This window comes from Streptomyces sp. H27-H1, from assembly GCF_026627445.1.
Lineage (GTDB): Bacteria > Actinomycetota > Actinomycetes > Streptomycetales > Streptomycetaceae > Streptomyces.
Map to the genome: position 1 here is coordinate 87742 of NZ_JAPNLJ010000004.1, position 24165 is coordinate 111906.

Here is a 24165-nt window from a genome sequence, read left to right on the forward strand (position 1 = left end):
ACATGCAGACCGCGAACAAGTTCTCCGTCTCCGGCTACGCGCCGGAGCAGCGGGGAGCGATGGCCAAACTCACCGCCCGCGACTCCGTGGTGCGCCGGCTCGACTGGCCGATACTCCTCTCGGCGCTCGCCCTCTCCCTCATCGGCGCCCTGCTGGTGTGGTCGGCGACCCGCAACCGGACCTCGCTGAACAACGGGGACCCGTACTACTTCCTCTTCCGGCACGCCATGAACACCGGCATCGGCCTCGTGCTGATGATCGGCACCATCTGGCTCGGCCACCGCACCCTGCGCGGGGCCGTACCGGTCCTCTACGGGCTCTCCGTCGTCCTGATCCTCGCCGTCCTCACCCCGCTGGGCGCCACCATCAACGGCGCCCACGCCTGGATCGTGGTCGGCGGCGGCTTCTCGCTGCAGCCCTCCGAATTCGTCAAGATCACGATCATCCTGGGCATGGCGATGCTGCTCGCCGGCCGGGTGGACGCGGGCGACCTCGCCCACCCCGACCACCGCACGGTCGTCAAGGCGCTCTGCCTCGCCGCCGCCCCGATGGGCATCATCATGCTGATGCCCGACCTCGGCTCCGTCATGGTCATGGTCGTCATCGTGCTCGGTGTCCTGCTGGCCTCCGGCGCCTCCAACCGCTGGGTGCTGGGCCTGCTCGGCTCGGGCGCCGCCGGCGCCATCCTGATCTGGCAGCTCGGCATCCTCGACGAGTACCAGATCAACCGCTTCGCGGCCTTCGCCAACCCCGAGCTCGACCCGGCCGGCGTCGGCTACAACACCAACCAGGCGCGCATCGCGATCGGCTCCGGCGGACTGACCGGCTCCGGGCTCTTCCACGGTTCGCAGACCACGGGCCAGTTCGTGCCGGAACAGCAGACCGACTTCGTCTTCACGGTGGCGGGGGAGGAGCTGGGCTTCGTCGGAGCCGGGCTGATCCTGGTGCTGCTCGGGGTCATCCTGTGGCGCGCCTGCGTCATCGCCCGCGAGACCACCGAGCTCTACGGAACGATCGTGTGCGCCGGGATCATCGCCTGGTTCGCCTTCCAGGCCTTCGAGAACATCGGCATGACCCTCGGGATCATGCCCGTGGCCGGACTGCCACTGCCGTTCGTGTCCTACGGAGGATCGTCGATGTTCGCCGTGTGGGTGGCCATCGGGCTGCTCCAGTCGATCAGGGTGCAGCGGCCGATGTCGGCCTGATCCGGCAGTTCCGGAGCCGTTTTTCCGCCTCGCCTCCCAATTTCCCCTCCCGTCGTGTTCCGTACAGGACTACGTTCGATTCATGGCGGACACGAAGCGCGAGATCGAGCGCAAATTCGAGTTCAGGACCACCAAGGCCGGACGGCGCGAGGTGCCCGACCTGACGGGCACGGCCGCCATCGCGGCCGTCACCGACCAGGGCACCGCCGAGCTCGACGCCGTCTACTACGACACCCCCGACCAGCGGCTCGCCTCCGACGGCCTCACCCTGCGCCGCCGCACCGGCGGCAAGGACGCCGGCTGGCACCTCAAACTGCCCGTCGCCCCGGGCGTGCGCGACGAGATCACCGCACCCCTCGGCGACACCGTCCCGGACGAGCTGACCGCGCTGCTGCGCTCCCGCGTCCGCGACACCCCACTGGAACCACAGGTCAGGCTCCTGTCCTCGCGCAAGGTCAGCCACCTCCTCGACACCGACGGCGCCCTCCTCGCGGAGCTGTCCACGGACGCGGTGGTGGCCGAACGCGCGGACACCACCGCCGCCTGGACCGAAGTCGAGGTGGAGCTCGCCGACGGGGCCGACCCGGCACTGCTCGACGCCGTGGAGAAGACCTTCCACAAGGCCGGCCTCCGGGTCAGCGACGCCCCCTCGAAGCTCGCCCGGGCGCTGACCGAGACCGGCGCGCAGCCTCCGGCCCGGCCCGGGCCCGGCCCCGCCGGGGACACGGCCGGCGCACACGTGCTCTCGTACCTGCGCGAACAGCGCGACACCCTGATCGCCCAGGACCCCGCCGTACGCCGGGACCTGCCCGACTGCGTCCACCAGATGAGGGTCGCCACCCGCCGGCTGCGCAGCGCCTTCAAGACCTACCGCCGGATCCTGGACCCCGCCGAGACCGGCCCGCTCGGCGAGGAACTCCGCTGGCTCGCCACCGCACTCGGCATCGACCGCGACCAGGAAGTCCTGATGGAGCGGATCCGGACCGGGCTCGACGACCTCCCGCGCACCCTGGTGCTGGGCCCGGTCCGCGGCCGCCTCAAGGTCTGGAACACGACCCGCCGCAGTGGTTCGCGCCGCGCCGCGCTGGCCGCCCTCGACAGCAGGCGCTACGTGGCCCTGCTCGACGCCCTCGACGCCCTGCTGGCCGACCCGCCGCTGCGCAAAGCCGCCGGCCGGCCCGCCACGACGGCCCTGCCCGCCGCGGTCCTCGGAGACTACGAACGCCTCACCGGCCGGATCGAGGGCGCCCTGGCCATGGACCCGGGTCAAGGCCGCGACCTGGCCCTGCACGAGGCCCGCAAGGCCGCGAAGCGCGCCCGGTACGCGGCCGAGGCGGCGGCCCCGGCCCTCGGCAAACCAGCCCGCCGGCTGGCCAAGGCGGTGAAGGCCGTCCAGACCCTGCTCGGCGACCACCGGGACGGGGTCGTCGCCCGGGAGGCCCTGCGCGGCCTCGCCATCCAGGCGGCGGGCGCGGGGGAGTCGGCCTTCACCTGGGGCGTGCTCTACGCCCGGGAAGAGGCCCTGGCCGAGCGCCGGGAGCGGGAGCTGCCGCACCTGTGGGCGGCGGCCGCGGATCCGGCGGGGGCGGTGCGCGGTTGATCTTTCGGGCGGTGGGCGCCGGGCCCCGGGGTACGCTTGAGAGTCGCCCCCTGCCCGCTTCACGAAAGTCGCGTGATGACCGAGTCGGTCTTCCCTCAGCTCGAAGCCCTGCTTCCGCACGTCCAGAAGCCGATCCAGTACGTCGGCGGTGAGCTCAACTCCACCGTCAAGCCCTGGGAAAGCACCGACGTCCGCTGGGCGCTGATGTACCCGGACGCGTACGAGGTCGGACTCCCCAACCAGGGCGTCATGATCCTTTACGAGGTGCTGAACGAGCGCGAGGGCGTGCTCGCGGAGCGCACGTACAGCGTGTGGCCGGACCTCGAAGAGCTGATGCGCGAGCACAAGGTGCCGCAGTTCACCGTCGACTCCCACCGTCCGGTCGGGGCCTTCGACGTCTTCGGGCTCTCCTTCTCCACCGAGCTCGGCTACACCAACATGCTGACGGCACTGGACCTCGCGGGCATCCCGCTCGAGGCGAAGAACCGTACGGTCGACCACCCCATCGTCCTCGCGGGCGGCCACGCGGCCTTCAACCCCGAACCGATCGCGGAGTTCATCGACTGCGCGATCATCGGCGACGGCGAGCAGGCCGTCCTCGACATGACCGACATCATCCGCGCGTGGAAGGCCGAAGGCCGCCCGGGCGGACGCGAAGAGGTCCTGCTGCGCCTCGCGAAGACCGGCGGCGTGTACGTGCCGGGCTTCTACGACGTCGAGTACCTGCCGGACGGCCGCATCGGCCGCGTCGTCCCGAACCGCTCCGGCGTGCCGTGGCGCGTGTCCAAGCACACCGTCATGGACCTCGACGAGTGGCCCTACCCCAAGCAGCCCCTGGTCCCGCTCGCCGAGACCGTCCACGAGCGGATGTCCGTGGAGATCTTCCGCGGCTGCACCCGCGGCTGCCGCTTCTGCCAGGCCGGCATGATCACGCGTCCCGTACGGGAGCGAAGCATCACCGGCATCGGCGAAATGGTGGAGCGCGGCCTCAAGGCCACGGGCTTCGAGGAAGTCGGCCTCCTCTCCCTCTCCTCGGCCGACCACAGCGAGATCGCGGACATCGCCAAGGGCCTGGCCGACCGCTACAGCGACGACAAGGTGGGCCTGTCCCTCCCGTCGACCCGCGTGGACGCCTTCAACGTGGACCTGGCCAACGAGCTCACCCGCAACGGCCGCCGCTCCGGCCTGACCTTCGCCCCCGAGGGCGGCTCCGAGCGCATGCGCAAGGTCATCAACAAGATGGTCTCGGAAGAGGACCTGATCCGGACCGTCTCCACGGCGTACAGCAACGGCTGGCGCCAGGTGAAGCTGTACTTCATGGTCGGCCTGCCGACCGAGACCGACGAGGACGTGCTCCAGATCGGCGACATGGCGGTCAACGTCATCGCCAAGGGCCGCGAGGTATCCGGCCAGAACGACATCCGCTGCACGGTGTCGATCGGCGGATTCGTCCCCAAGCCGCACACCCCCTTCCAGTGGGCGCCGCAGCTGTCGGCCGAGGAGACGGACGCCCGCCTGGGCAAACTCCGCGACAAGCTCCGCGGGGACAAGAAGTACGGCCGCTCCATCGGCTTCCGCTACCACGACGGCAAGCCCGGGATCGTCGAAGGCCTCCTCTCCCGGGGCGACCGCCGCATCGGCGACGTCATCCGCGCCGTGTACGAGTCGGGCGGCCGCTTCGACGGCTGGCGCGAGCACTTCAGTTACGACCGCTGGATGCAGGCGGCGGAGAAGACCCTCCCCGCCTACGGCGTCGACGTGGCCTGGTACACGACCCGCGAGCGCACCTACGAGGAGGTCCTGCCCTGGGACCACCTGGACTCCGGCCTGGACAAGGACTGGCTCTGGGAGGACTGGCAGGACGCCCTCGACGAGACCGAGGTCGAGGACTGCCGCTGGACCCCGTGCTTCGACTGCGGGGTGTGCCCGCAGATGGACACGAGCATCCAGATCGGCCCCACCGGCCAGAAACTGCTGCCGCTGTCGGTCGTGAAGTGACCTGATCGGGTAACACATACGCATCGAGGGGCCCCCGTCGCAACGACGGGGGCCCCTGGTGTGTCCTTACCTTCATGACCTTCATGGAACGAGAAGAGCCGAGGCCACCGCAGGGCGACGGCTGTCTGGTCGGGGTCGTGCGGATCCCCGTGAAGATCGTGGCCGTGCTGATCGTGCTGCCCGTGCGGGTGGTGTGGGACCTGCTCGCCGCCGCCGCGCGGATGCTGCACCGGACCGTCCTCGGGCCGCTCTGGGAGCAGGTTTTGCTGCCGGTGCTGCGCGGGCTCGGCCGGGTAATCGGGGTGCTGCTCAAAGCGGTCTTCTACTGGCCGTGGGTGGGACTCTGGCGGTACGCCGTCGTCCCGGTCGGGCAGGGGCTGGCCTGGTGCGGGCGGGCTGTGTACGCGTACGCGCTGCTGCCGCTCGGGCAGGGGATCGGGTGGCTGGCGCGCGGCGCCCACACCTACCTGCTGCGGCCGCTCGGGGACGGGCTGCTCCGGTACCTGCTGCGTCCCGTGGGCAAGGGGCTGGCGTGGGCCGGCTGGGCGCTGGGGATGACGTTGTTCGTCTGGCCGTGGTTCGGACTCTGGCGGTTCGTGCTGGTCCCGGTCGGACGGTACGTCCTGCTGCCGCTCGGCCGGGCCGCCGCCTGGCTGGTCACGGCCCTGGTCACGTACCTGCTCGTGCTGCCGGCGCAGGCGCTGTGGAGGTACGTGGCCGCGCCGCTCGGGCGAGGGGTGTACGCCTACCTGCTCGCGCCGCTGGGCCGGCTGCTCGTCAGCGCCTGGCACCTCGCGGGGCGAGTGAGCCGAGCGCTGTGGCGCGGGCTCGTGTGGTTGTGGCGCGGGCTCGTCGTGCGGCCCGTGGTCTGGGTTCGCCGACACGTGGTCACCCCCCTCGCCAACGTGGCGCGCGTCGCGGCCCGCTCGGTGCACCGGCAGGTCCTCACCCCCGTCGGGAACGCCGTCCGCGACGTGTGGCGGACCTCCCGCCTCGCGGCGCGCGAGGCGCGGGCCGACGTGCGGCGGGCGCTGTTCGGGGGGACCGGCAGGGAACCGGCGAGGTCACGGGCGCGTACTCTGGGTAGTAACACAGCCGCAGGCGACGCGCCCGCCCCCGAGATCTCCTTGCACAAGCAGGGGTGAGCCGGAGGGCACGGCAGGCGCCGCCCGCAGGCCCCACAGACCTTGGGCGACGCGCGAGCCGCGGAGCCCCGCACAAGGAGATGAACCACTGGGCAAGCGACAGCCCGAAGGCCCGCCTCCCGCACCGGTGGTGCAGCGCATCCGCTTGCGCTACACCAAGCGCGGCCGCCTCCGGTTCACCAGCCACCGTGACTTCCAGCGCGCCTTCGAGCGGGCGCTTCGCCGCTCCGAGGTGCCCATGGCGTACTCGGCGGGCTTCACCCCGCACCCCCGCGTCTCGTACGCGAACGCCGCCCCGACCGGGACCGGCAGCGAGGCCGAGTACCTCGAGATCGCCCTCGCCGAGCCCCGCGACCCCGCGAAGCTGCGCGCACTGCTCGACGAGTCGATGCCCGTCGGCCTCGACATCATCGACGCCGTGGAGGCGCACACCTCCGGCCTCGCCGAGCGGCTGACGGCCTCCGTGTGGGAGCTGCGTCTGGACGGCGTGGACCCCGCGGACGCCGAGCGGGCGGTCGCAGCCTTCCTCGCGGCGGAGAGCGTGGAGGTCCAGCGCCGCACCAAGAACGGCATGCGGACCTTCGACACGCGCGGCGCCGTGGTCAGTCTGGAAGTGGTTCCCGTCACGGCCGCCGCAGCGGCTGATAGGCCTCTGGACAATGCTTGTGCGATACTGCGGCTGGTTGTTCGGCATTTGACACCTGCCGTGCGACCCGACGACGTCCTGTCCGGTCTCCGAGCTGTGGCCGACCTAACGCCGCCGGTCCCCGCTGCGGTGACCAGGCTGGCGCAGGGGCTCTTCGACGAGGAGTCCGGCACGGTGACCGACCCGCTCGCGCCCGACCGCGAGGCTGATACGACCGCCCCATCCACGGTGGCCGTACCCGCCGACGCGAAGGCGCCGGAAGGTCCCGCCGCGTAGGGATCGTCGTCGTCGCGCAGCCCTGGGACTCGGGAGCCACCTGGGTCGGGCCGCGCACAGACCTGAAGACTTCCGCCAGGCCGTACGGACTACCACGTACGGAACCGGCGGCCATTGAACTGAGCTCCCGTGTGGCGAACGCGCCCCGGAGGCCGGCTCCCCGCTCATCGCGCGGAGCCGTGCCGGACCGGAAGTCAGCCGCGGCGCCCGGGAGCGTGACGGGAGAAACCCCGCATGCTCAACAACGAAAACGACAACAACACCGCTGCCGACAGTGGCAGCCCGAGCGACAACCTGCCGCCGCGCAGGCGCCGCCGTGCCGCGTCCCGGCCGGCCGGCCCGCCCGGCGGCGCCGTAGCCCCCGCCGAGACCGCTCCCGCGGCCGTGGTCGCTGCCGCTCCCGCCGAGGAGGCCGCCCCGGCCGCCGCCCCGGCTCGTACCCGCCGCCGTGCCACCCGCGCCGTGACCGCTCCTGAGGCGCCCGTCGCCGAGGCCGTCGTCGAGGCTCCGGCCGCAGTGGCCCCTGTGGCGGCTCCGGTCGTCGAGGAGTCCGCTGCTCCGGCGCCGCGTGCCCGTCGCCGTGCCACCCGCGCCGTGACCGCTTCCGAGGCGCCCGCCGCCGAGGCCGCGCCCGTGGCGGCCCCCGTAGCCGCTCCGGTCGTCGAGGAGCCTGCCGCTCCGGCGCCGCGTGCCCGTCGCCGTGCCACCCGCGCCGTGACCGCTCCTGAGGCGCCCGTCGCCGAGGCCGTCACCGAAGCCCCCGCCGCCGTGGCGGCTCCGGTCGTCGAGGAGCCTGCTGCTCCGGCGCCGCGTGCCCGTCGCCGTGCCACCCGCGCCGTGACCGCCCCTGAGGCGCCCGCCGCCGAGGCCGTCGTCGAGGCTCCCGCTGCCGAGGTCCCCGCCGCCGTGGCCGCTCCGGTCGTCGAGGAGTCCGCTGCTCCGGCCCCGCGTGCCCGTCGCCGCGCCACCCGCGCCGTGACTGCTCCTGAGGCGCCCGCCGCCGAGGCCGCCGAGGCCGCTGTGGAGGAGACCCCCGCTCCGGCGCCGGTCGCCGCCTCCAAGGCCACCGTCACCGTGGCCGACGCCGTGGACTCCCCGAAGCGCGGCGGCCGCCGCCGCGCCACCCGTTCCACCACCGCTCCGGCCGTCGCCGCCGCGCCGCAGGCCGTGGCCCCCGCCGCCGAGGCTGAGGCGCCCGCCACGCCGGCCCCGTCCCGTGGCGGCCGCCGCGCCGCGCGCCCCGCCGTCGCCGTGTTCCAGGCCCCGGTGTTCGCCGAGCCGATGTTCCAGACCCCGGAGACCGCCGCCCTGGCCGCGGCCGCCGCTGCCGTCGCCCCGGCCGATGAGGCCGAGGAGGAGGAGATCGAGCTCGCCGAGGCCGAGGTCGAGGCCGCCCAGGCCCCCGCGCAGCAGCCGGCCGGCCGTCGCCGCCGCCGTGGCCGTGGCGCCGCCGCCGAGAGCGCCGCGCCCGTGGCCCCGGCTCCGGCCGCCGCCGCGCCGTCCGGCCCGGTCTCGCTGGCCGACGTAGAGCAGGTCGAGGACGAGGCCGCCGAGCTCGACGAGGCCGCCGAGGACGACTTCGACGAGTCGGGCGACCGCCCGTCGCGCCGGCGCCGCCGTGGTGGCCGTCGCCGCCGTCGCGGTGAGGCCGCCGACCTCGACGAGTCCGCCGAGGAAGAGGCCGAGTCCGCCGAGGAGGCCGACGAGGAAGAGGACTCCGCCCAGGAGGACGACGACGAGGAGAACGGGGCCCTCGGCTCCAGCTCCAGCCGTCGCCGCCGGCGCCGTCGCCGTCGCAGTGGTGACGGTGGCACGGACGCCGACGCGGCCGAGGACGACGGTGTGCGCACGGTCGTCAAGGTCCGCGAGCCGCGCCCGGCGCGCGAGCGCTCCGAGGCCCTCTCCACCTCCTCCGACGAGGTCCAGTCCATCAAGGGCTCGACCCGCCTGGAGGCCAAGAAGCAGCGCCGCCGCGAAGGCCGCGAGCAGGGCCGCCGCCGCGTCCCGATCGTCACCGAGGCCGAGTTCCTGGCCCGTCGCGAGGCCGTCGAGCGCGTCATGGTCGTCCGTGAGGCCGGCGAGCGCACCCAGATCGGTGTCCTCGAGGACAACGTGCTCGTCGAGCACTACGTCAACAAGGAAGAAGCCACCTCGTACGTCGGCAACGTCTACCTGGGCAAGGTCCAGAACGTGCTGCCGTCCATGGAGGCCGCCTTCATCGACATCGGCAAGGGCCGCAACGCGGTCCTGTACGCCGGTGAGGTCAACTTCGAGGCGCTCGGCATGGCCCACGGGCCGCGCCGCATCGAGGCCGCCCTCAAGTCCGGCCAGTCGGTCCTGGTGCAGGTCACCAAGGACCCGATCGGCCACAAGGGCGCCCGCCTGACCAGCCAGGTCTCGCTGCCCGGCCGCTACCTGGTCTACGTGCCCGAGGGCTCGATGACCGGCATCAGCCGCAAGCTGCCCGACACCGAGCGCGCGCGTCTGAAGACCATCCTCAAGAAGATCGTCCCCGAGGACGCGGGCGTCATCGTGCGCACCGCCGCCGAGGGTGCGAGCGAGGACGAGCTGCGCCGCGACGTCGAGCGTCTGCAGGCCCAGTGGGAGGACATCCAGAAGAAGTCGAAGCAGATCACGACCTCTTCGCCGAGCCTCCTGTACGGCGAGCCGGACATGACCGTCCGTGTCGTGCGCGACATCTTCAACGAGGACTTCACGAAGGTCATCGTCAGCGGTGACAGCGCCTGGGAGACCATCCACGGCTACGTGAACCACGTGGCCCCGGACCTGGCCGACCGGCTGTCGCGCTGGACCTCCGAGGTGGACGTCTTCGCGACGTACCGGATCGACGAGCAGCTCGCCAAGGCCCTCGACCGCAAGGTGTGGCTGCCCTCGGGCGGTTCGCTCGTGATCGACAAGACCGAAGCGATGATCGTCATCGACGTCAACACCGGCAAGTTCACCGGTCAGGGCGGCAACCTCGAAGAGACCGTCACCAGGAACAACCTGGAGGCGGCCGAGGAGATCGTGCGTCAGCTGCGGCTGCGCGACCTCGGCGGCATCGTGGTCATCGACTTCATCGACATGGTCCTGGAGTCCAACCGCGACCTGGTCCTGCGGCGCATGCTGGAGTGCCTGGGCCGCGACCGCACCAAGCACCAGGTCGCCGAGGTGACCTCGCTGGGTCTGGTCCAGATGACCCGCAAGCGGGTGGGCCAGGGTCTGCTGGAGTCCTTCTCCGAGACCTGCGTCCACTGCAACGGCCGCGGTGTCATCGTGCACATGGAGACCCCGACCGTGATCGGCGGCGGTGGCAACGGCAAGCGCTCCAAGCGTCGCGGCGGCAAGTCCGAGTTCGACCAGCACGACCACGAGGCCGACACGGCCGAGGTGGAGTTCGAGACGGAGGCCGAGAGCGAGGCCGAGGTGGCTGCCGAGGCCGCCGCTCCGCGGGCGCTGCCCGAGCCGGAGTTCGTCGCGGACGAGGAGCTGTACAGCAGCCCGGCCGAGGCCGAGGCCGGCGTGAGCGGCCGCCGCAACCGCCGCCGTGCCACCCGTAAGGCGACCGCTCCGGCGGGCGCCCCGCGCGGTGTCGCCGCCCCGGCCCCCGTGGCCGAGGCCGTCGCGGAGCCGGTCGCCGAGCCGGTCGCCCCGGAGCCCGTCGCCCCGGCGCCCGTGGCCGAGGCTGTCGTGGAGCCGGTGGCGGAGGAGGCCCCCAAGGGCCGCACCCGCCGTCGCGCCACCCGTAAGGCGACCGCTCCGGCGGGCGCCCCGGCCGAGGCTGTCCAGGCCCCGGAGCCGGTCGCGAAGGCCCCCGTGGCCGCGCCGGAGCCCGAGGTCGTCGTCGAGGCCGCGCCGGTCGTCGTGGAGACCCCGGCCGAGCCCGTGGCCGAGGCCGCGCCGGCCCGTACGCGTCGCCGTGCGACCCGTAAGGCCACCGCTCCGGCCGGTTCCCCGGCGGGCGCGGAGGCGGCCGTGCTGGTCGTCGAGGCCCCGGTCGAGGCGCCGGCCGAGGTCGTCGTCGAGGAGGCCGCCCCGGCGGCTCCCGCCAAGAAGGCGGTCCGCAAGACGGCCGCCAAGAAGGCGACCGCGACCGCTGCGAAGAAGGCCCCGGCCAAGAAGGCCGCGACCGCGAAGAAGGCCGTTGCCAAGAAGGCCGCTCCGGCCAAGACGGCTGCGAAGACGGCTGTGAAGAAGACCGCTACGAAGCGGGCGACGAAGAAGACCGCGGCAGCGGAGCAGCAGACGCTGCCCTCCGTCTCGGCCCCGACCGAAGCCTGATCCGCGGATCCTGCTCCGGTTTGTTCGACCCGGCCCCGCCCGGCACCGTGATTCGGTGCCGGGCGGGGCTTTTCGCCGGCTGAGCACACGCCGGGAGGCGGCCCAGGACCGTCCCTGACGGCCTGGGACGGCCCCGAGGGCACCGGGACCGAGCGCACCGGGCAAGCGGTACGACAAGGCGCCCGGATGGGCCGCGGGCGCGCCTCGCCGCGCTCCGTCAAGCGGTGCGGCGGGCGACTGCGAGCGCCCCAGGAGGCCCGGTTTGATTCCTCGGGCCGGGCCCCGTAATCTAGGTCGCTGGCGTGTCTTTGCATACGCCATCCACTGAGCAACTCACCTCCCGTACCGCCTCGCGGCTCGGGGGAGGCCGGCCTGCGGTTTCTTTCGCGGGGCCGGCTGGCTTCAGGGGTTCCCGCACTCGAGTGAGAGAGAGATCCGCGTGTACGCCATCGTGCGCAGCGGTGGTCGCCAGCACAAGGTTGCTGTCGGCGACATCGTTGAAGTTGACAAGATTCCCACCGCCAAGGTTGGCGACACGGTCGAGCTCTCGACCCTGCTCGTTGTCGACGGCGAAGCCGTGACCAGCGACCCGTGGGTCCTGGCCGGCGTCAAGGTCACGGCCGAGATTGTGGACCACCACAAGGGTGTCAAGATCGACATCCTTCGTTACAAGAACAAGACCGGCTACCGCCGTCGCCAGGGTCACCGCCAGCAGTACACGGCGATCAAGGTCACCGGTATCCCCGCGGCTGCGAAGTAGAGGGACTGAGACATGGCACACAAGAAGGGCGCATCGTCCACCCGGAACGGGCGCGATTCCAATGCCCAGCGGCTCGGCGTGAAGCGCTTCGGCGGTCAGGTCGTTTCCGCTGGTGAGATCCTCGTCCGCCAGCGCGGCACCCACTTCCACCCGGGTTCGGGTGTGGGTCGTGGTGGCGATGACACGCTGTTCGCGCTGCTGGCCGGTTCGGTCGAGTTCGGCACGCACCGTGGCCGCAAGGTCGTCAACATCGTTCCGGCCGCCTGATTCAGCTCTGCTGATCTGAAGCGTTCGTAACACCCCGAGGGCGGATCTCAGCTCTTCCCGGCGGAAGCCGGGAAGAGAGGTCCGCCCTCGGCGCGTTGTCACTTAGACACGTTTAATGGGTAGCAAGGCCTACCCCCCGGGCTTTCCGGGATATTCCCGCTGTATCTGGAGGAACAACCATGACCACCTTCGTGGACCGCGTCGAGCTGCACGTCGCCGCGGGTAACGGGGGCCACGGCTGCGCCTCCGTTCACCGGGAGAAGTTCAAGCCGCTCGGCGGCCCCGATGGCGGCACCGGCGGCCGTGGCGGCGACGTCATCCTGGTGGTGGAGCAGGCTGTCACCACCCTGCTGGACTACCACCACAGCCCCCACCGCAAGGCCACCAACGGCAAGCCCGGCGCGGGCGACAACCGTTCCGGCAAGGACGGCGAGGACATGATCCTCCCGGTGCCGGACGGCACCGTCGTCCTCGACAAGGAGGGCAACGTCCTCGCCGACCTCGTCGGCCAGGGCACCACCTACGTCGCGGCCGAAGGCGGCCGTGGCGGCCTCGGCAACGCCGCGCTCTCCTCGGCCCGCCGCAAGGCGCCCGGCTTCGCGCTCCTCGGCGTCCCCGGCACCGGCGGCGAGGTCGTCCTGGAGCTCAAGACCGTCGCCGACGTGGCGCTGGTCGGCTTCCCGAGCGCCGGCAAGTCCTCGCTGATCTCGGTGCTCTCCGCGGCCAAGCCGAAGATCGCCGACTACCCCTTCACCACCCTCGTCCCCAACCTGGGCGTCGTCACCGCCGGCTCGACGGTCTACACGATCGCCGACGTCCCGGGCCTCATCCCGGGCGCCAGCCAGGGCAAGGGTCTCGGCCTGGAGTTCCTGCGCCACGTCGAGCGCTGCTCGATCCTGGTGCACGTCCTGGACACCGCCACCCTGGAGTCCGACCGCGACCCGCTGGCCGACCTCGACGCCATCGAGAACGAGCTCAAGCTCTACGGCGGCGGCCTGGAGAAGCGCCCGCGCCTCGTCGTCCTCAACAAGGTCGACATCCCGGACGGCCAGGAGCTCGCCGACATGGTCCGCCCGGACCTCGAGGCCCGCGGCTACAAGGTCTTCGAGGTCTCCGCGGTCTCCCGTACGGGTCTGAAGGAGCTGTCCTTCTTCCTCGCCCAGGTCATCGCGAAGGCCCGCGCGCGCACGCCGAAGCAGGAGGCGACCCGCGTCATCATCCGGCCGAAGGCCATCGACGACTCCGGTTTCACCATCAAGTACGACGAGGCCGAGGACGTCTACCGCGTGCGCGGCGAGAAGCCGGAGCGCTGGGTCCGCCAGACGGACTTCAACATCGACGAGGCCGTCGGCTACCTCGCCGACCGTCTCAACCGCCTCGGTGTCGAGGACGCGCTGCGCAAGGCCGGTGCCCGTGCGGGTGACGGCGTCGCCATCGGTTCCGACGACAACGCGGTCGTCTTCGACTGGGAGCCGACCATGATGGCCGGCGCCGAGATGCTGGGCCGCCGCGGTGAGGACCACCGTCTGGAGGCGCCGCGTCCGGCCACCACGCGCCGCAAGGAAAAGGAAGCGCAGCGGGATTCCTCGCAGCAGGAGTACGACGAGTTCCGTCCCTTCTGACCGGATCGCGTACGTGACGGCGGCCGGGTCCCGGCCGCCGTCACAGGCTCGTCACAGGTTCCGGTTATCCCCCCGTCGGGTGGCCGGTCTTAAGGTGACGTTTACTCTTGTGGCCTAGGATCCACGGGTGACGAGCACCCATACCTCCACAGTTGCCATCGTGGTGATCGCGTACAACGACGCCGAGCTCGTGGGCCAGGCCGTCGCCTCGGCCCTCGCCCAGGGTCCGGTTGTCGCCGAAGTCATCGCGGTCAACGATGCGTCCGCCGACGGCACCGCCGAGGTGCTGGACGAGCTGGCGGCCCGCCACCCCCGCGTGAAGGTCGTGCACCGCACGGAGAACAGCGGGGGCTGCGGCACCCCCCGCAACGACGGGATCGCGGCCGCGACCGCCCCGTACGTGATGTTCCTGGACAGCGACGACGTCCTGCCCCTCGGGGCGGTCGACGCCCTGGTGAGTGCCGCCGGGGAACACCGGGCGCCGGTCACGGTCGGATCCTGCGTCCGCCGTGAACTGCCCGAGAGCCGTGACGTGCCCTGGGTGCCCGGGCTCTACACGCCGGGAGAGGTCATCGAGCGTCCGGCGGACCGCCCGGAGCTGGTCCGCGACACCCTCTGCGTCAACAAGCTGTACGAGCGGGCCTTCCTCGACATGTACGGGATCCGCTTCCCGGACGGCCGGTTCATCTACGAGGACTTCGTGTTCACCGCCCGTGTGCTGGCGGCCCGCCCCCGCATCGCGGTGATCGCTGACCTCGTCTACGTGTGGCACGTGCGCCGCAACGCCGCCCAGGTCTCCATCTCGCTGGACCGCAAGGACGTCGGCAACTGGAGTGCGCGCGTGGAAGCCCACCGCGTGGCCTCCCGGCTGATGAAGGCGTCCTCGCCCGAGCTGGGCCGGGCCTGCCAGGTCAAGTTCCTGGAGTACGACCTGCGCATGTACCTGCGCGAGCTCGGCCAGGACCCTGGCTACCAGGCCGCCTGGTGGACGCTGACCCGTGACTACGTGGCCGGGTTCGCCGAGGCCGACGTCGAGGCCGCCGGGGCACACGCCCGCTGGATCGTACGGGTGCTGCGCGCCACCGAGGTGCCGCCCGCCCCCGCCGACCTGCAGCGGCTGACCGGCTTCGCCGCCGACCCGCCCCGCCTGCTGCCCCCGTACGCGACCGGCCCGGGCGGAGTTCCGGTCTGGAGCGACACGCTGCCCGTGGAGCTGGACCGGCTGGACGAGCTGGAGACGGCGGAGCTGCCGGTCACCATCGACGCCGAACCGAGGGGCTGCATCGGCCTCCGGATCCAGGTGCACGACCTGTACGGGCGCCTCGCCGCCGCCGGGCCGCGCACCATCCAGCTGCGCTTCCAGCCCCGGGGCGACCTGGGCGAGCTGCTGGTCGCCGAGCCGGTGGAGCTGCACCCCACGTCCGACGGCGCCCGGTGGACCGCGGAGCTGCCCTTCCGGCTCACCACGCTGGCGAGCCTCGGGCGGGGCGAGGGGCGGCGGGGACTGCAGGCCTGGGACGTGAAGCTGAGCGTGGAGTGCGCGGACGGGAGCTCCCTGCTCACCTCCCCGCGTCCCCTCAGTCGCCTGCTCCACCGGCGGGTGCTGCCCAGCAGCCGGTACGGTGTCCTGTTGGCGCAGCCCTACCGCACGACCGGCGGGTCGCTGGCGCTGAGGCTCGCGCCCGGTTACTCCGGCGTCCTGAGTTTGGCCCGACACCGCTTCAACCGGGCCCGCATAGTCCGCGGCTAGAGCGGAACCCGGCCGGACGGCATGGCGCCGGACGAGAAGTACGAAAGAGAACTAGGGAGACACGCATGACGTTTCTGATCACTGGTGGTGCCGGTTACATCGGGGCGCACGTCGTCCGCGCGATGCTGCTCGCGGGTGAGGAGGTCGTGGTTCTGGACGACCTCTCCACCGGGAACGCCGACCGCGTCCCGCAGGGCGTCCCGCTGGTGGTCGGTTCCGTGCTCGACCGCCAGGTCCTGGACGAGACCTTCGCCCGGCACCGGATCACGGGCGTGGTCCACCTGGCGGGCAAGAAGCAGGTCGGCGAGTCCGTCGAGAAGCCGTTGCACTACTACGAGGAGAACGTGGGCGGCCTCACGGTCCTGCTGCAGGCCGTGGCCGCCGCGGGCGTGCGCAACTTCCTCTTCTCCTCCTCCGCCTCCGTGTACGGGATGCCGGACGTGGACCTCGTCACCGAGGACACCCCGTGCCTGCCGCTGAGCCCGTACGGCGAGACGAAGCTGGCGGGCGAGTGGCTGGTGCGCGCCGCGGGCAAGGCCCACGGCATCTCCACCGCGTGCCTGCGCTACTTCAACGTGGCGGGCGCCGCGACCCCCGAGCTCGCCGACACCGGGGTCTACAACCTGGTCCCGATGATCTTCGAGCGCTTCGACAAGGGCGAGGGCGCCCGGATCTTCGGTGACGACTACCCGACCACGGACGGCACCTGCATCCGCGACTACATCCACGTCGCCGACCTCGCGGAGGCCCACGTGGTGGCCGCCCGCAAGCTCGTCGAATGGGGCGCGCAGGGCGAGTACAAGGACCTCACCGTCAACATCGGCCGCGGTGAGGGCGTATCCGTCCGCGAGATGGTCGAGCTGGTGAACGAGGCCACCGGGCACACCGGTCCCGCCTACGCGCCCGCGGTCTCCCCGCGCCGCGCCGGCGATCCGGCGAAGGTCGTCGCCTCCGCCGACCGGATCTCGGCGGAGCTGGGCTGGAAGGCCCGCCACGACGTCCGCGAGATGATCACCTCGGCCTGGGAGGGCTGGGAGGCCCACCGCAAGGCCTGACCGCCTGCCGCGCGGCCGCCTCCCGCGCGGAAGAACCTACGAAGCCGCCCGCCCCGGAATCGACCGGGGCGGGCGGCTTCGTACGTACTCTGTCGGGCTCAGCGCTCCAGGAAGGAGAACAGCTCTTCCCACCGGTCGGTGATGTCGGCGCTGGAGTACCGCTGCACGTTGTGGAAGGCGGCGTCGCCGAGCCGGTCGCGCAGTTCGCGGCTGGCCATCAGCCGCTCCAGCTGCCCGGCCAGCTCCATCGTGTTGCCGAGCCGGGCCAGCAGCCCGTCCTCGTCGTGCGTCACGATCTCCCGTACGCCCGGCGCGCAGTCGAAGGCGGCCACCGGCACACCCGCGGCCATCGCCTCCAGCAGGGTGATCGGGAACCCTTCGGCGCGCGAGGCCTGGGCGAAGACGGAGGCGCCACGCAGTGCGCCCAGCACGTCGTTGGTGCTGCCCATCCACTCCACGGAGTCCGTCAGGCCGAGCCCGGCGGCGTGCGCCCGCAAGGCTGCCTCCTCCGCGCCCGCCCCGTAGATCCGCAGGACCCAGTCGGGGTGGTGCGCAGAGGCGTCCGCCCAGGCGTCGAGCAGCAGGTCCATGCCCTTCTCGAAGGCGAGGCGGCCGACGCTCGCCACCACCTTCCCGGTGCGCGGGGCGGGGGAGGCGGGCATGAACGGCAGCGGGTTCGGCATGCTGGAGACGTTGTCCATGCCCGAGCGGATCCACCGGTCCGAGTCCTCGGGGGTCAGGACGAGCATGCGGTCGACCTCCCGGTAGTACCGGCGGACGCGCTGGCCCCGGGTGGACTTGTTGCTGGCCTCGAAGGACTCGTGGCTCATGCCGATGACCGTGCACCCCTTGGTGTCGGCCAGGGCGAGCCACTCCATCGCCCAGACCTGGGTGACGATCACCACGGCGCCCGGGCGGGCCGCGCGCAGCAGCTCGCCCAGCTGGTCGGCCTTGGCCCGCATCGTCGCCCGGCGGGCCGCCTGGCGGCGCCGTTCGGGCGCGTTGAGCCGGCCCTTGATGCCTTGCAGCTGGCGGGCCGCCGGCGGGTGGGCCTCGTACAGCGTCGTCGTCGCGTAGGGCAGGTCCGCCGGGAGCTGCTGGCGGAGCTCCTCGGCGACGGGGACGATGCCGATGACGTGGACCCGGTGCCCGCGGTCGCTGAACAGCCGGGCCATCTGGTGCGACCAGGTGGTCACGCCGCCGAGCTCGTCCAGGCTGTTGGAGATGAGGAAGATGTCACGACCGCCGACGGTGTCTTCCGGGGCGGTGGAAGTCTGCTGGCTCACTTGCCGCTCCTGAAGAACTTGTCGACGATCCGGCGGGCCGCGTCCCCGCGGTCGTACTCGCCGAACTCGGCGAGGAAACGCTGACGCGCCTCGGCGTACTTGGCGTCCGCCTCCTCGAAGGCGGAGAGGGCCTGGAGAAGTTCGTCCGCGGTGGCGACCACCGGGCCGGGAGCCTTCTCCTTGAGGTCGAAGTACGTGCCGCGGATGTCGTTCGCGTACTTCTCGTAGTCGTACGCGAAGAACAGCATCGGCCGGTCCAGGACCGCGTAGTCGAACATCACGGACGAGTAGTCGGTGATCAGTCCGTCGGCGAGTTCCAGCAGCGGCGTGATGTCGTGGTGCCGGGACACGTCGATGATCCGGCCCGCGACCGACGGCGGCAGCGAGACGCTGTTGAGGTAGTGGGTGCGCACCAGCAGTGTGAAGCGGTCACCGAGCCGGTCGGCGAACTCCTCCACGTCGAAGGGGAACTGGAAGCGCTCCACCGCCCCGTCCGCGTTCGCCCGGAAGGTCGGCGCGTACAGCAGCACCTTCTTCTCCGGGTCGATCCCGAGCTCGCCGGCCAGGGGACCGCGGACCCGCTCCCCGCTGTTCGCCTCTGAGCGGTGGGCCGCGACCAGGGCGTCGTTGCGCGGGTAGCCGGTGCGCAGCAGCACCTCGTCCCGCAGCCGGAAACCCTTGGCGAGGGTGCGGGCATCGTGCTCGGAGCGGATCAGGAAGTGGTCGAAGCGGTCGACGGCCGTCTGGAAGCGGACCTGGCCCGGACGGTCCTGCGCCTTGGTGCGCGGCTCGTGGAAGCCCATCCGCTTGAGCGCGGAGCCGTGCCAGGTCTGGATGTACGTGGTTCCCGGGCGCTTGGCCAGCGCCAGGGGGAAGCCCTGGTTGTCGATCCAGTACTCGGCCTGCGCCAGCGCCCTCAGGTAGGGCCAGCTCCAGCGCCGGACCAGGGTGGCCTCCTTGGGGAAGCCGACGGGCTTGCCGCCCGCGTACGACCAGATCGCCTCGAAGGGCACGCCGGAGCGCACCAGCTCCTCGTAGATCGCCTTCGGGCTGTCGCTGTACTGCTTGCCCATGTGGCTCTCGAAGACGACCGTGCCCTTCTTGATCGGCAGCTTCGAGAAGACCTCGTGGTAGACCTTCACCTTCTGCTCGCCCGAGCCGAGGTTGCGGCGGGCCCGCAGGGCCTTGCGCAGGCCCCGCTTGACCACGCCGGCGGTCTTTCCGTGCATCGCGCCGTTGAGCAGCGTCTGGGTGCGCACGGCGGCGGGGCCCTCGGCGGTCAGGACGTAGGAGAGGTTGCCCTTCTTGGTCATCTCCGGCTCGAAGCGGTCGGAGACCAGCCGGGTCAGCCGCGGGCGCACGCGCAGTCGGGTCGCCTTGTCCAGGTCGACCCCGCCGACGGAGACGCGGGTGGTGAGCTGGTCGCCGCCGGCCTTCAACTTCAGGCGTACGTCCCAGACCGCGTCGATGATGCCGAGCGGGCGGACGGTGCCGGCGACGTCGGCCGTGGCCTTCCACACGATCGTGTCACCGGCGTGGCGCACGGTTGCCACCGGGAAGCTGAAGGAGCGCACACCGATCTGCCTGCGGGCGCGGAACTCCAGCGTGGCCTGCAGCTCCGCCTCGGGGCGGATCCTGCCCAGCGGGTTCACCACGGAGCCCGACAGGGTGACGGTGCCGCGGCCGTCGTCCTCGTACGCGGTGAGGCGGTTGCCCAGCGTGAGGGAGGTGAGCGGCACGGAGTCGAAGCCCTGGTCGGTGACGTCCAGTATCCGGCGGCCCTCGGCGTCGTCGATGTGCCGGTCGCACCAGTAGACGCGCCCGTCGCGCTCGGCGAGCGGGGAGGTGAGCCGGCCGTTGTTGGTCATGGCGTCGGCGGCCGACAGGAGGTTGTCCCAGTCCTCCTTGCCGAGCAGGTAGGCGCAGATGGCCTGCAGGCTCGTGACCTGCTCGTACGCGGCCGGGTCGATGCCGGCCAGGTAGCCGTTGGCGAGCCGGGCGAACTCCCGGCGGTAGTCGTCACTGAGCAGGGGCAGGTCCCGCAGGTGCAGCACCAGGTCGTGCTTGAGGAACTTGCGGTCCTTCGCGGACTTGATCTCCGAGTGGCCCTTGGCGGCCAGCAGGTCGTCGACGCGGCGGTGGATCTCCATCCGGTGGACGAAGTTCTCGATCTCGTGCCGCCGGTTGCTGATCGACTTCGCCGAGGCCTTCTCGATCACGTTCCAGAAGTAGACGTGATTCGGGATGAGCGTGATGCGGCTGGCGGCGACGTAGGCCTGCGCGGAGAACAGCAGGTCCTCGTAGTGGATGCCGACCGGGAACTCCAGGCCCTGCTCCAGCAGGAACGCGCGCCGGTAGCACTTGTTCGTGGAGAGGGTGTCGTAGACCAGCAGGTCCGGGTACTCGGTGATCGACTCCAGCGTGCGGGTGCGCGAGTAGATCCACGGGTACCACTCGGTGGTCTTGGTCGAACGGCTGTCGAGGTGGACCCGGACGCACATGCCCGAGACCAGGTCGGAACCGGTCCGCTCGGCGGCGTCCAGCATGTTGCGGCAGGCGTTGCGTTCCAGCACGTCATCGCTGTCCAGGAACATGACGTACGTACCGGTGGCCTGCTGGATGCCGTGATTGCGCGGGGCACCGCAGCCGCCGCTGTTCTCCGGCAGCTGGAAGGCGCGCACTCTCCCCGGGTGCGCGGCTTCGAGCTCTTGGGCGGCCGCGTAGGACCCGTCCTTGCTGCAGTCGTCGACGATCACGACTTCGACCCCGTGCAGGGTCTGGTCCAAAACCGACTGGACGGCAGCCGGGAGACGCTCTGCGTCGTTGTAGACGATGACGACCACGGAGACGTCAGGCACGTGCACCTCAATCCCTCTGTTTCATTGCTCTTATCCCGTCAAAGCTACCGTGTGCGGCACTCGCCTCGGTCAGGGCGCCCCCCGGCGTGCATACTTCTCAGAAAGAGGTGAGTGGCAGGTCCGGTCGCCCTAAACCACCCGTTCGGACCCGCAGGAAGTATTCATGAAGCTGTCTGTCGTAGTCCCTTGCTACAACGAGGAAGCTGTCATCGACAGCTTCGACACGGAGATCCGCAAGGTCCTGGACGTTCTTCCCGTCGAGTATGAGGTGTGCTACGTCGACGACGGCAGTCGCGACGGGACCCTCGGCAAACTCCGCAAGATCGCGGCGCAGCACGCCGACCAGACCCGCTACGTCTCCTTCAGCCGGAACTTCGGCAAGGAGGCCGGCATGCTCGCCGGCCTGCGCGAGGCGACCGGCGACGCCGTGGTGATCATGGACGCGGACCTCCAGCACCCGCCGGAGCTCATCGCCACCATGCTCGACTACTACCGGCAGGGCCACGACCAGATCATCGCCCGCCGCACCCGCGAAGGGGACAAGAAGCTCCGCAGCGCGCTGAGCCGCCTCTACTACCGGGGTGTCAACCGGTGGGTCGACGTGGAGCTCACCGACGGGGTCGGCGACTTCCGGATGCTGTCCCGCCCGGCCGTGGACGCCCTGCTGTCGCTGCCCGAGTACAACCGCTTCTCCAAGGGCCTCTTCTCCTGGATCGGCTTCGACACGGTCCACTTCGACTACCGCAACGCGCAGCGCGAGGCCGGCGAGACGAAGTGGAAGTTCGGGGCCCTGCTGAACTACGGCATGGATGGGCTGATCTCCTTCAACAACCGGCCGCTGCGCATCGCCATCTGGGTGGGCGTGTCGCTGGTGGCGATGACGGGGCTGTACGCCCTGTGGATCGCGGCCTGGGCGATGACGCACGGTGTGGAGTCCCCGGGATACGTGAGTCTCGTCGCGCTCATCGCGGGTCTGGGCGGCGTACAGATGATCATGCTGGGTCTGATCGGTGAGTACATCGGCCGCATCTACTACGAGAGCAAGCGCAGGCCGCACTTCCTGGTGAAGGAGTCGCACGGCGCCGACCGGCCGTCCACGGACGTCCGCAGCGCCCGGCCCGAGACCCCGGCCGTGATCGCGGAGCGCAGCAGCTGATGTCGCGCACGACGAACGGGCCGGCCGAGCAGGATCAGACGGACAAGCGGACATGACGAGCGAGATGAACGAGCAGCCGACGGCCGGCCGGGCGACGAACAAGCCGGACCGCAAGACCCAGCTGGGCCAGATCATCCGGTTCGGCCTGGTGGGCGGGGTCAACACCGCCACCTTCTTCACGCTCTACCTGCTCCTGCACCCGTGGATGCCCTACTTCGCCGCCTACTCCCTCGCCTTCGTGCTGGCGATGGTCGGCTCGTTCTTCATGAACACCTACTTCACCTACCGGACCCGGCCGACGTGGAAGAAGTTCCTCCTCTTCCCGCTGACCAACATCACGAACTACGTGATCCAGTCCGCCGGCCTGTACGCCCTGGTGAGCTGGGCGGGCATGAACACCAAGATCGCCCCGCTGGTCGCGGCGGTCGTGGCCATCCCGTTCACCTTCGTCCTCTCCCGCAAGATCCTCATCCCGGGGACGGCCGACGCGGCCGCGGAGCCGGAGCAGACTCACAGGTCGTCCACGGTCTGAACCCGAGGGCGGCCCCGCCCGGACACCCCGTAGATTGAGCGGGAGGTTTCGTGTTCGGCGAGGTTCAAGGGTCAGGGGACAGACGTGTCAGCGGCTAGGCAGGGTGTGCTCGACGCGCGCAGGATCGTGGTCAAGGTCGGCTCCTCCTCCCTGACCACGGCGGCCGGCGGACTCGACGCCGACCGGGTGGACGCGCTGGTCGACGTACTCGCCAAGGCGCGCAGCGGCGGCGAGAAGGAGATCGTCCTGGTCTCCAGCGGAGCCATCGCCGCCGGTCTCTCCCCGCTCGGCCTGCGCCGCCGCCCCACCGACCTGGCCCGCCAGCAGGCAGCCGCCAGCGTCGGGCAGGGCCTGCTCGTCGCCCGCTACACGGCCTCCTTCGCCCGGTACGGCGTACGCGTCGGCCAAGTGCTCCTGACCACCGACGACACGAGCCGGCGCGCGCACTACCGCAACGCCTACCGGACCCTGGACCAGCTCCTGGCCATGGGGGCGCTGCCCGTGGTCAACGAGAACGACACCGTCGCCACCGACGAGATCCGCTTCGGCGACAACGACCGCCTCGCCGCACTCGTGGCCCACCTGGTTCGCGCCGACCTGCTCGTCCTGCTCTCGGACGTGGACGGCCTCTACGACGGGGACCCGGCCCAGCCCGGCACCAGCCGCATCGACGAGGTGCGTGGCCCCGAGGACATCGCCCACGTCACGATCGGCAGCGCCGGCAAGGCGGGCGTCGGCACCGGCGGCATGGCCACCAAGGTCGAGGCGGCGCGCATCGCCGCGGCGGCCGGCATCCCGGTGGTCCTGACGTCGGCCAGCCAGGCCGCGGACGCCCTGGCCGGGCGGGCGACCGGCACCTACTTCCACTCCACCGGACGCCGCTCGACGGACCGGCTGCTCTGGCTCCAGCACGCCTCGGCCCCGCAGGGGCACCTCGTACTGGACGAGGGCGCCGTCCGCGCGGTGACCGAACGCGGCAGCTCGCTCCTGCCGGCCGGCATCGCGGCGGTCGAGGGCGACTTCGTCGCCGGGGACCCCGTGGAACTGCGTTCGGCCGACGGCCGGGCGGTGGCGCGCGGCCTCGTCAACTTCGACGCCAAGGAGCTTCCGCGGCTCCTCGGCCGCTCCACTCGCGAGCTCGCACGGGAACTCGGACCCGAGTACGAGCGGGAGGTCGTCCACCGTGACGATCTGGTCCTGCTGCAGGGCTGAGGTTCGGTAAAAGCGCCGCGCGGCGAGCCGAGGACTGGTCAACTGTGAGGGGCGGACACGCATAGCGCAGACAAGGAGGCGGCTGGTGGGACGAGCGCTGACCAGCGTCGGCACCGGGGACGGTGACGTCGGCGCGAGCGGGGAGGACCGGGACTCCTCCCGCCTCTGGCACATCACCCTGAGCGTCTCCGGAAAGCCCGCCCCGCTGTGCGAGGTACGCCGCGGGCTGGAGCAGCTCGCCTATGACCACCCCTTCCTGCTGACCAGCCGCTACGCCGACGACCACGCCGAGATCCGCTACTGGGAGGAAGCCCGCGACCTCCACGACGCCGCGGCCGTGGCCCTGCGGCTCTGGGGCGAACACCGCTCCTCGGCGAAGCTCCCGCCCTGGGAGATCGTCGGCCTGGAAGTCATCGACCGCGCCACGTACCACCAACGCGTCGCCGAGGGATACGGCCCGCCCCCCGCCCACCCCATGGGCGTGCACCCGTACTGAGGCGCCCCCCCGGCCGGATC

General features: G+C 71.4%; 17 protein-coding genes. 15 read left to right on the top strand and 2 right to left on the bottom strand.

Annotation, left to right across the window (positions count from 1 at the left end):
- Window positions 1–2: 2 nt before the first annotated feature.
- The 11 genes from rodA (at window position 3) to galE (ending at window position 16605) form a co-directional block, all read left to right on the top strand.
- Complete coding sequence (rodA, locus tag OTB20_RS05250; RefSeq protein ID WP_267815425.1) at window positions 3–1205, top strand: rod shape-determining protein RodA; 1203 nt, start codon at window positions 3–5, stop codon at window positions 1203–1205.
- An 82-nt stretch (window positions 1206–1287) separates the two neighbouring features.
- Window positions 1288–2805: a CYTH and CHAD domain-containing protein gene (locus tag OTB20_RS05255; RefSeq protein WP_267815426.1), complete on the top strand. Its 1518-nt coding sequence runs from the start codon at window positions 1288–1290 to the stop codon at window positions 2803–2805.
- Between the two features lie 72 nt (window positions 2806–2877).
- The gene (locus tag OTB20_RS05260) at window positions 2878–4803 is read left to right on the top strand and encodes a TIGR03960 family B12-binding radical SAM protein (protein ID WP_267815427.1); all 1926 of its coding nucleotides are present in this window, start codon (window positions 2878–2880) and stop codon (window positions 4801–4803) included.
- Between the two features lie 74 nt (window positions 4804–4877).
- A complete protein-coding gene (locus OTB20_RS05265) occupies window positions 4878–5948 on the top strand; it encodes a hypothetical protein (RefSeq protein WP_267815428.1) in 1071 nt (356 codons plus the stop codon).
- Between the two features lie 130 nt (window positions 5949–6078).
- On the top strand, window positions 6079–6870 hold the full coding sequence (locus OTB20_RS05270; RefSeq protein ID WP_267815596.1) for a TIGR03936 family radical SAM-associated protein: 792 nt from the start codon (window positions 6079–6081) through the stop codon (window positions 6868–6870).
- A 234-nt stretch (window positions 6871–7104) separates the two neighbouring features.
- Entirely contained in the window at window positions 7105–11151 is a 4047-nt protein-coding gene (locus OTB20_RS05275) for an Rne/Rng family ribonuclease (protein WP_267815429.1), read from the top strand.
- Window positions 11152–11590: 439 nt separating this feature from the next.
- On the top strand, window positions 11591–11911 hold the full coding sequence (gene rplU / locus OTB20_RS05280; protein WP_112446572.1) for a 50S ribosomal protein L21: 321 nt from the start codon (window positions 11591–11593) through the stop codon (window positions 11909–11911).
- A gap of 12 nt (window positions 11912–11923) precedes the next feature.
- Window positions 11924–12178: a 50S ribosomal protein L27 gene (gene rpmA / locus OTB20_RS05285; RefSeq protein WP_030384676.1), complete on the top strand. Its 255-nt coding sequence runs from the start codon at window positions 11924–11926 to the stop codon at window positions 12176–12178.
- Between the two features lie 179 nt (window positions 12179–12357).
- A complete protein-coding gene (gene obgE / locus OTB20_RS05290) occupies window positions 12358–13800 on the top strand; it encodes a GTPase ObgE (RefSeq protein WP_267753239.1) in 1443 nt (480 codons plus the stop codon).
- A 127-nt stretch (window positions 13801–13927) separates the two neighbouring features.
- Complete coding sequence (locus tag OTB20_RS05295; protein ID WP_267815430.1) at window positions 13928–15550, top strand: glycosyltransferase family 2 protein; 1623 nt, start codon at window positions 13928–13930, stop codon at window positions 15548–15550.
- A gap of 65 nt (window positions 15551–15615) precedes the next feature.
- Window positions 15616–16605 carry a UDP-glucose 4-epimerase GalE gene (galE, locus tag OTB20_RS05300; protein WP_267815431.1) on the top strand — a complete coding sequence of 330 codons (990 nt, stop codon included), beginning with the start codon at window positions 15616–15618 and terminating at the stop codon, window positions 16603–16605.
- 98 nt (window positions 16606–16703) lie between these two features.
- Here galE and OTB20_RS05305 read toward each other — a convergent pair whose 3' ends face one another.
- Both OTB20_RS05305 and OTB20_RS05310 read right to left on the bottom strand, forming a co-directional pair.
- Window positions 16704–17891 carry a glycosyltransferase gene (locus OTB20_RS05305; protein WP_267815432.1) on the bottom strand — a complete coding sequence of 396 codons (1188 nt, stop codon included), beginning with the start codon at window positions 17889–17891 and terminating at the stop codon, window positions 16704–16706.
- Window positions 17888–20755: a bifunctional glycosyltransferase/CDP-glycerol:glycerophosphate glycerophosphotransferase gene (locus tag OTB20_RS05310; protein WP_267815433.1), complete on the bottom strand. Its 2868-nt coding sequence runs from the start codon at window positions 20753–20755 to the stop codon at window positions 17888–17890. The genes OTB20_RS05305 and OTB20_RS05310 overlap by 4 nt, the downstream gene beginning before the upstream one ends.
- Window positions 20756–20912: 157 nt before the next feature.
- Between OTB20_RS05310 and OTB20_RS05315 the strand changes: the two genes are divergently transcribed.
- From OTB20_RS05315 to OTB20_RS05330, 4 genes are all read left to right on the top strand, one after another.
- The gene (locus OTB20_RS05315) at window positions 20913–21905 is read left to right on the top strand and encodes a glycosyltransferase family 2 protein (protein ID WP_267815434.1); all 993 of its coding nucleotides are present in this window, start codon (window positions 20913–20915) and stop codon (window positions 21903–21905) included.
- A 64-nt stretch (window positions 21906–21969) separates the two neighbouring features.
- Entirely contained in the window at window positions 21970–22437 is a 468-nt protein-coding gene (locus OTB20_RS05320; protein WP_267753381.1) for a GtrA family protein, read from the top strand.
- 84 nt (window positions 22438–22521) lie between these two features.
- The gene (gene proB / locus OTB20_RS05325) at window positions 22522–23649 is read left to right on the top strand and encodes a glutamate 5-kinase (protein WP_267815435.1); all 1128 of its coding nucleotides are present in this window, start codon (window positions 22522–22524) and stop codon (window positions 23647–23649) included.
- A 97-nt stretch (window positions 23650–23746) separates the two neighbouring features.
- A complete protein-coding gene (locus OTB20_RS05330) occupies window positions 23747–24145 on the top strand; it encodes a hypothetical protein (RefSeq protein ID WP_267815597.1) in 399 nt (132 codons plus the stop codon).
- Window positions 24146–24165 lie beyond the last annotated feature (20 nt).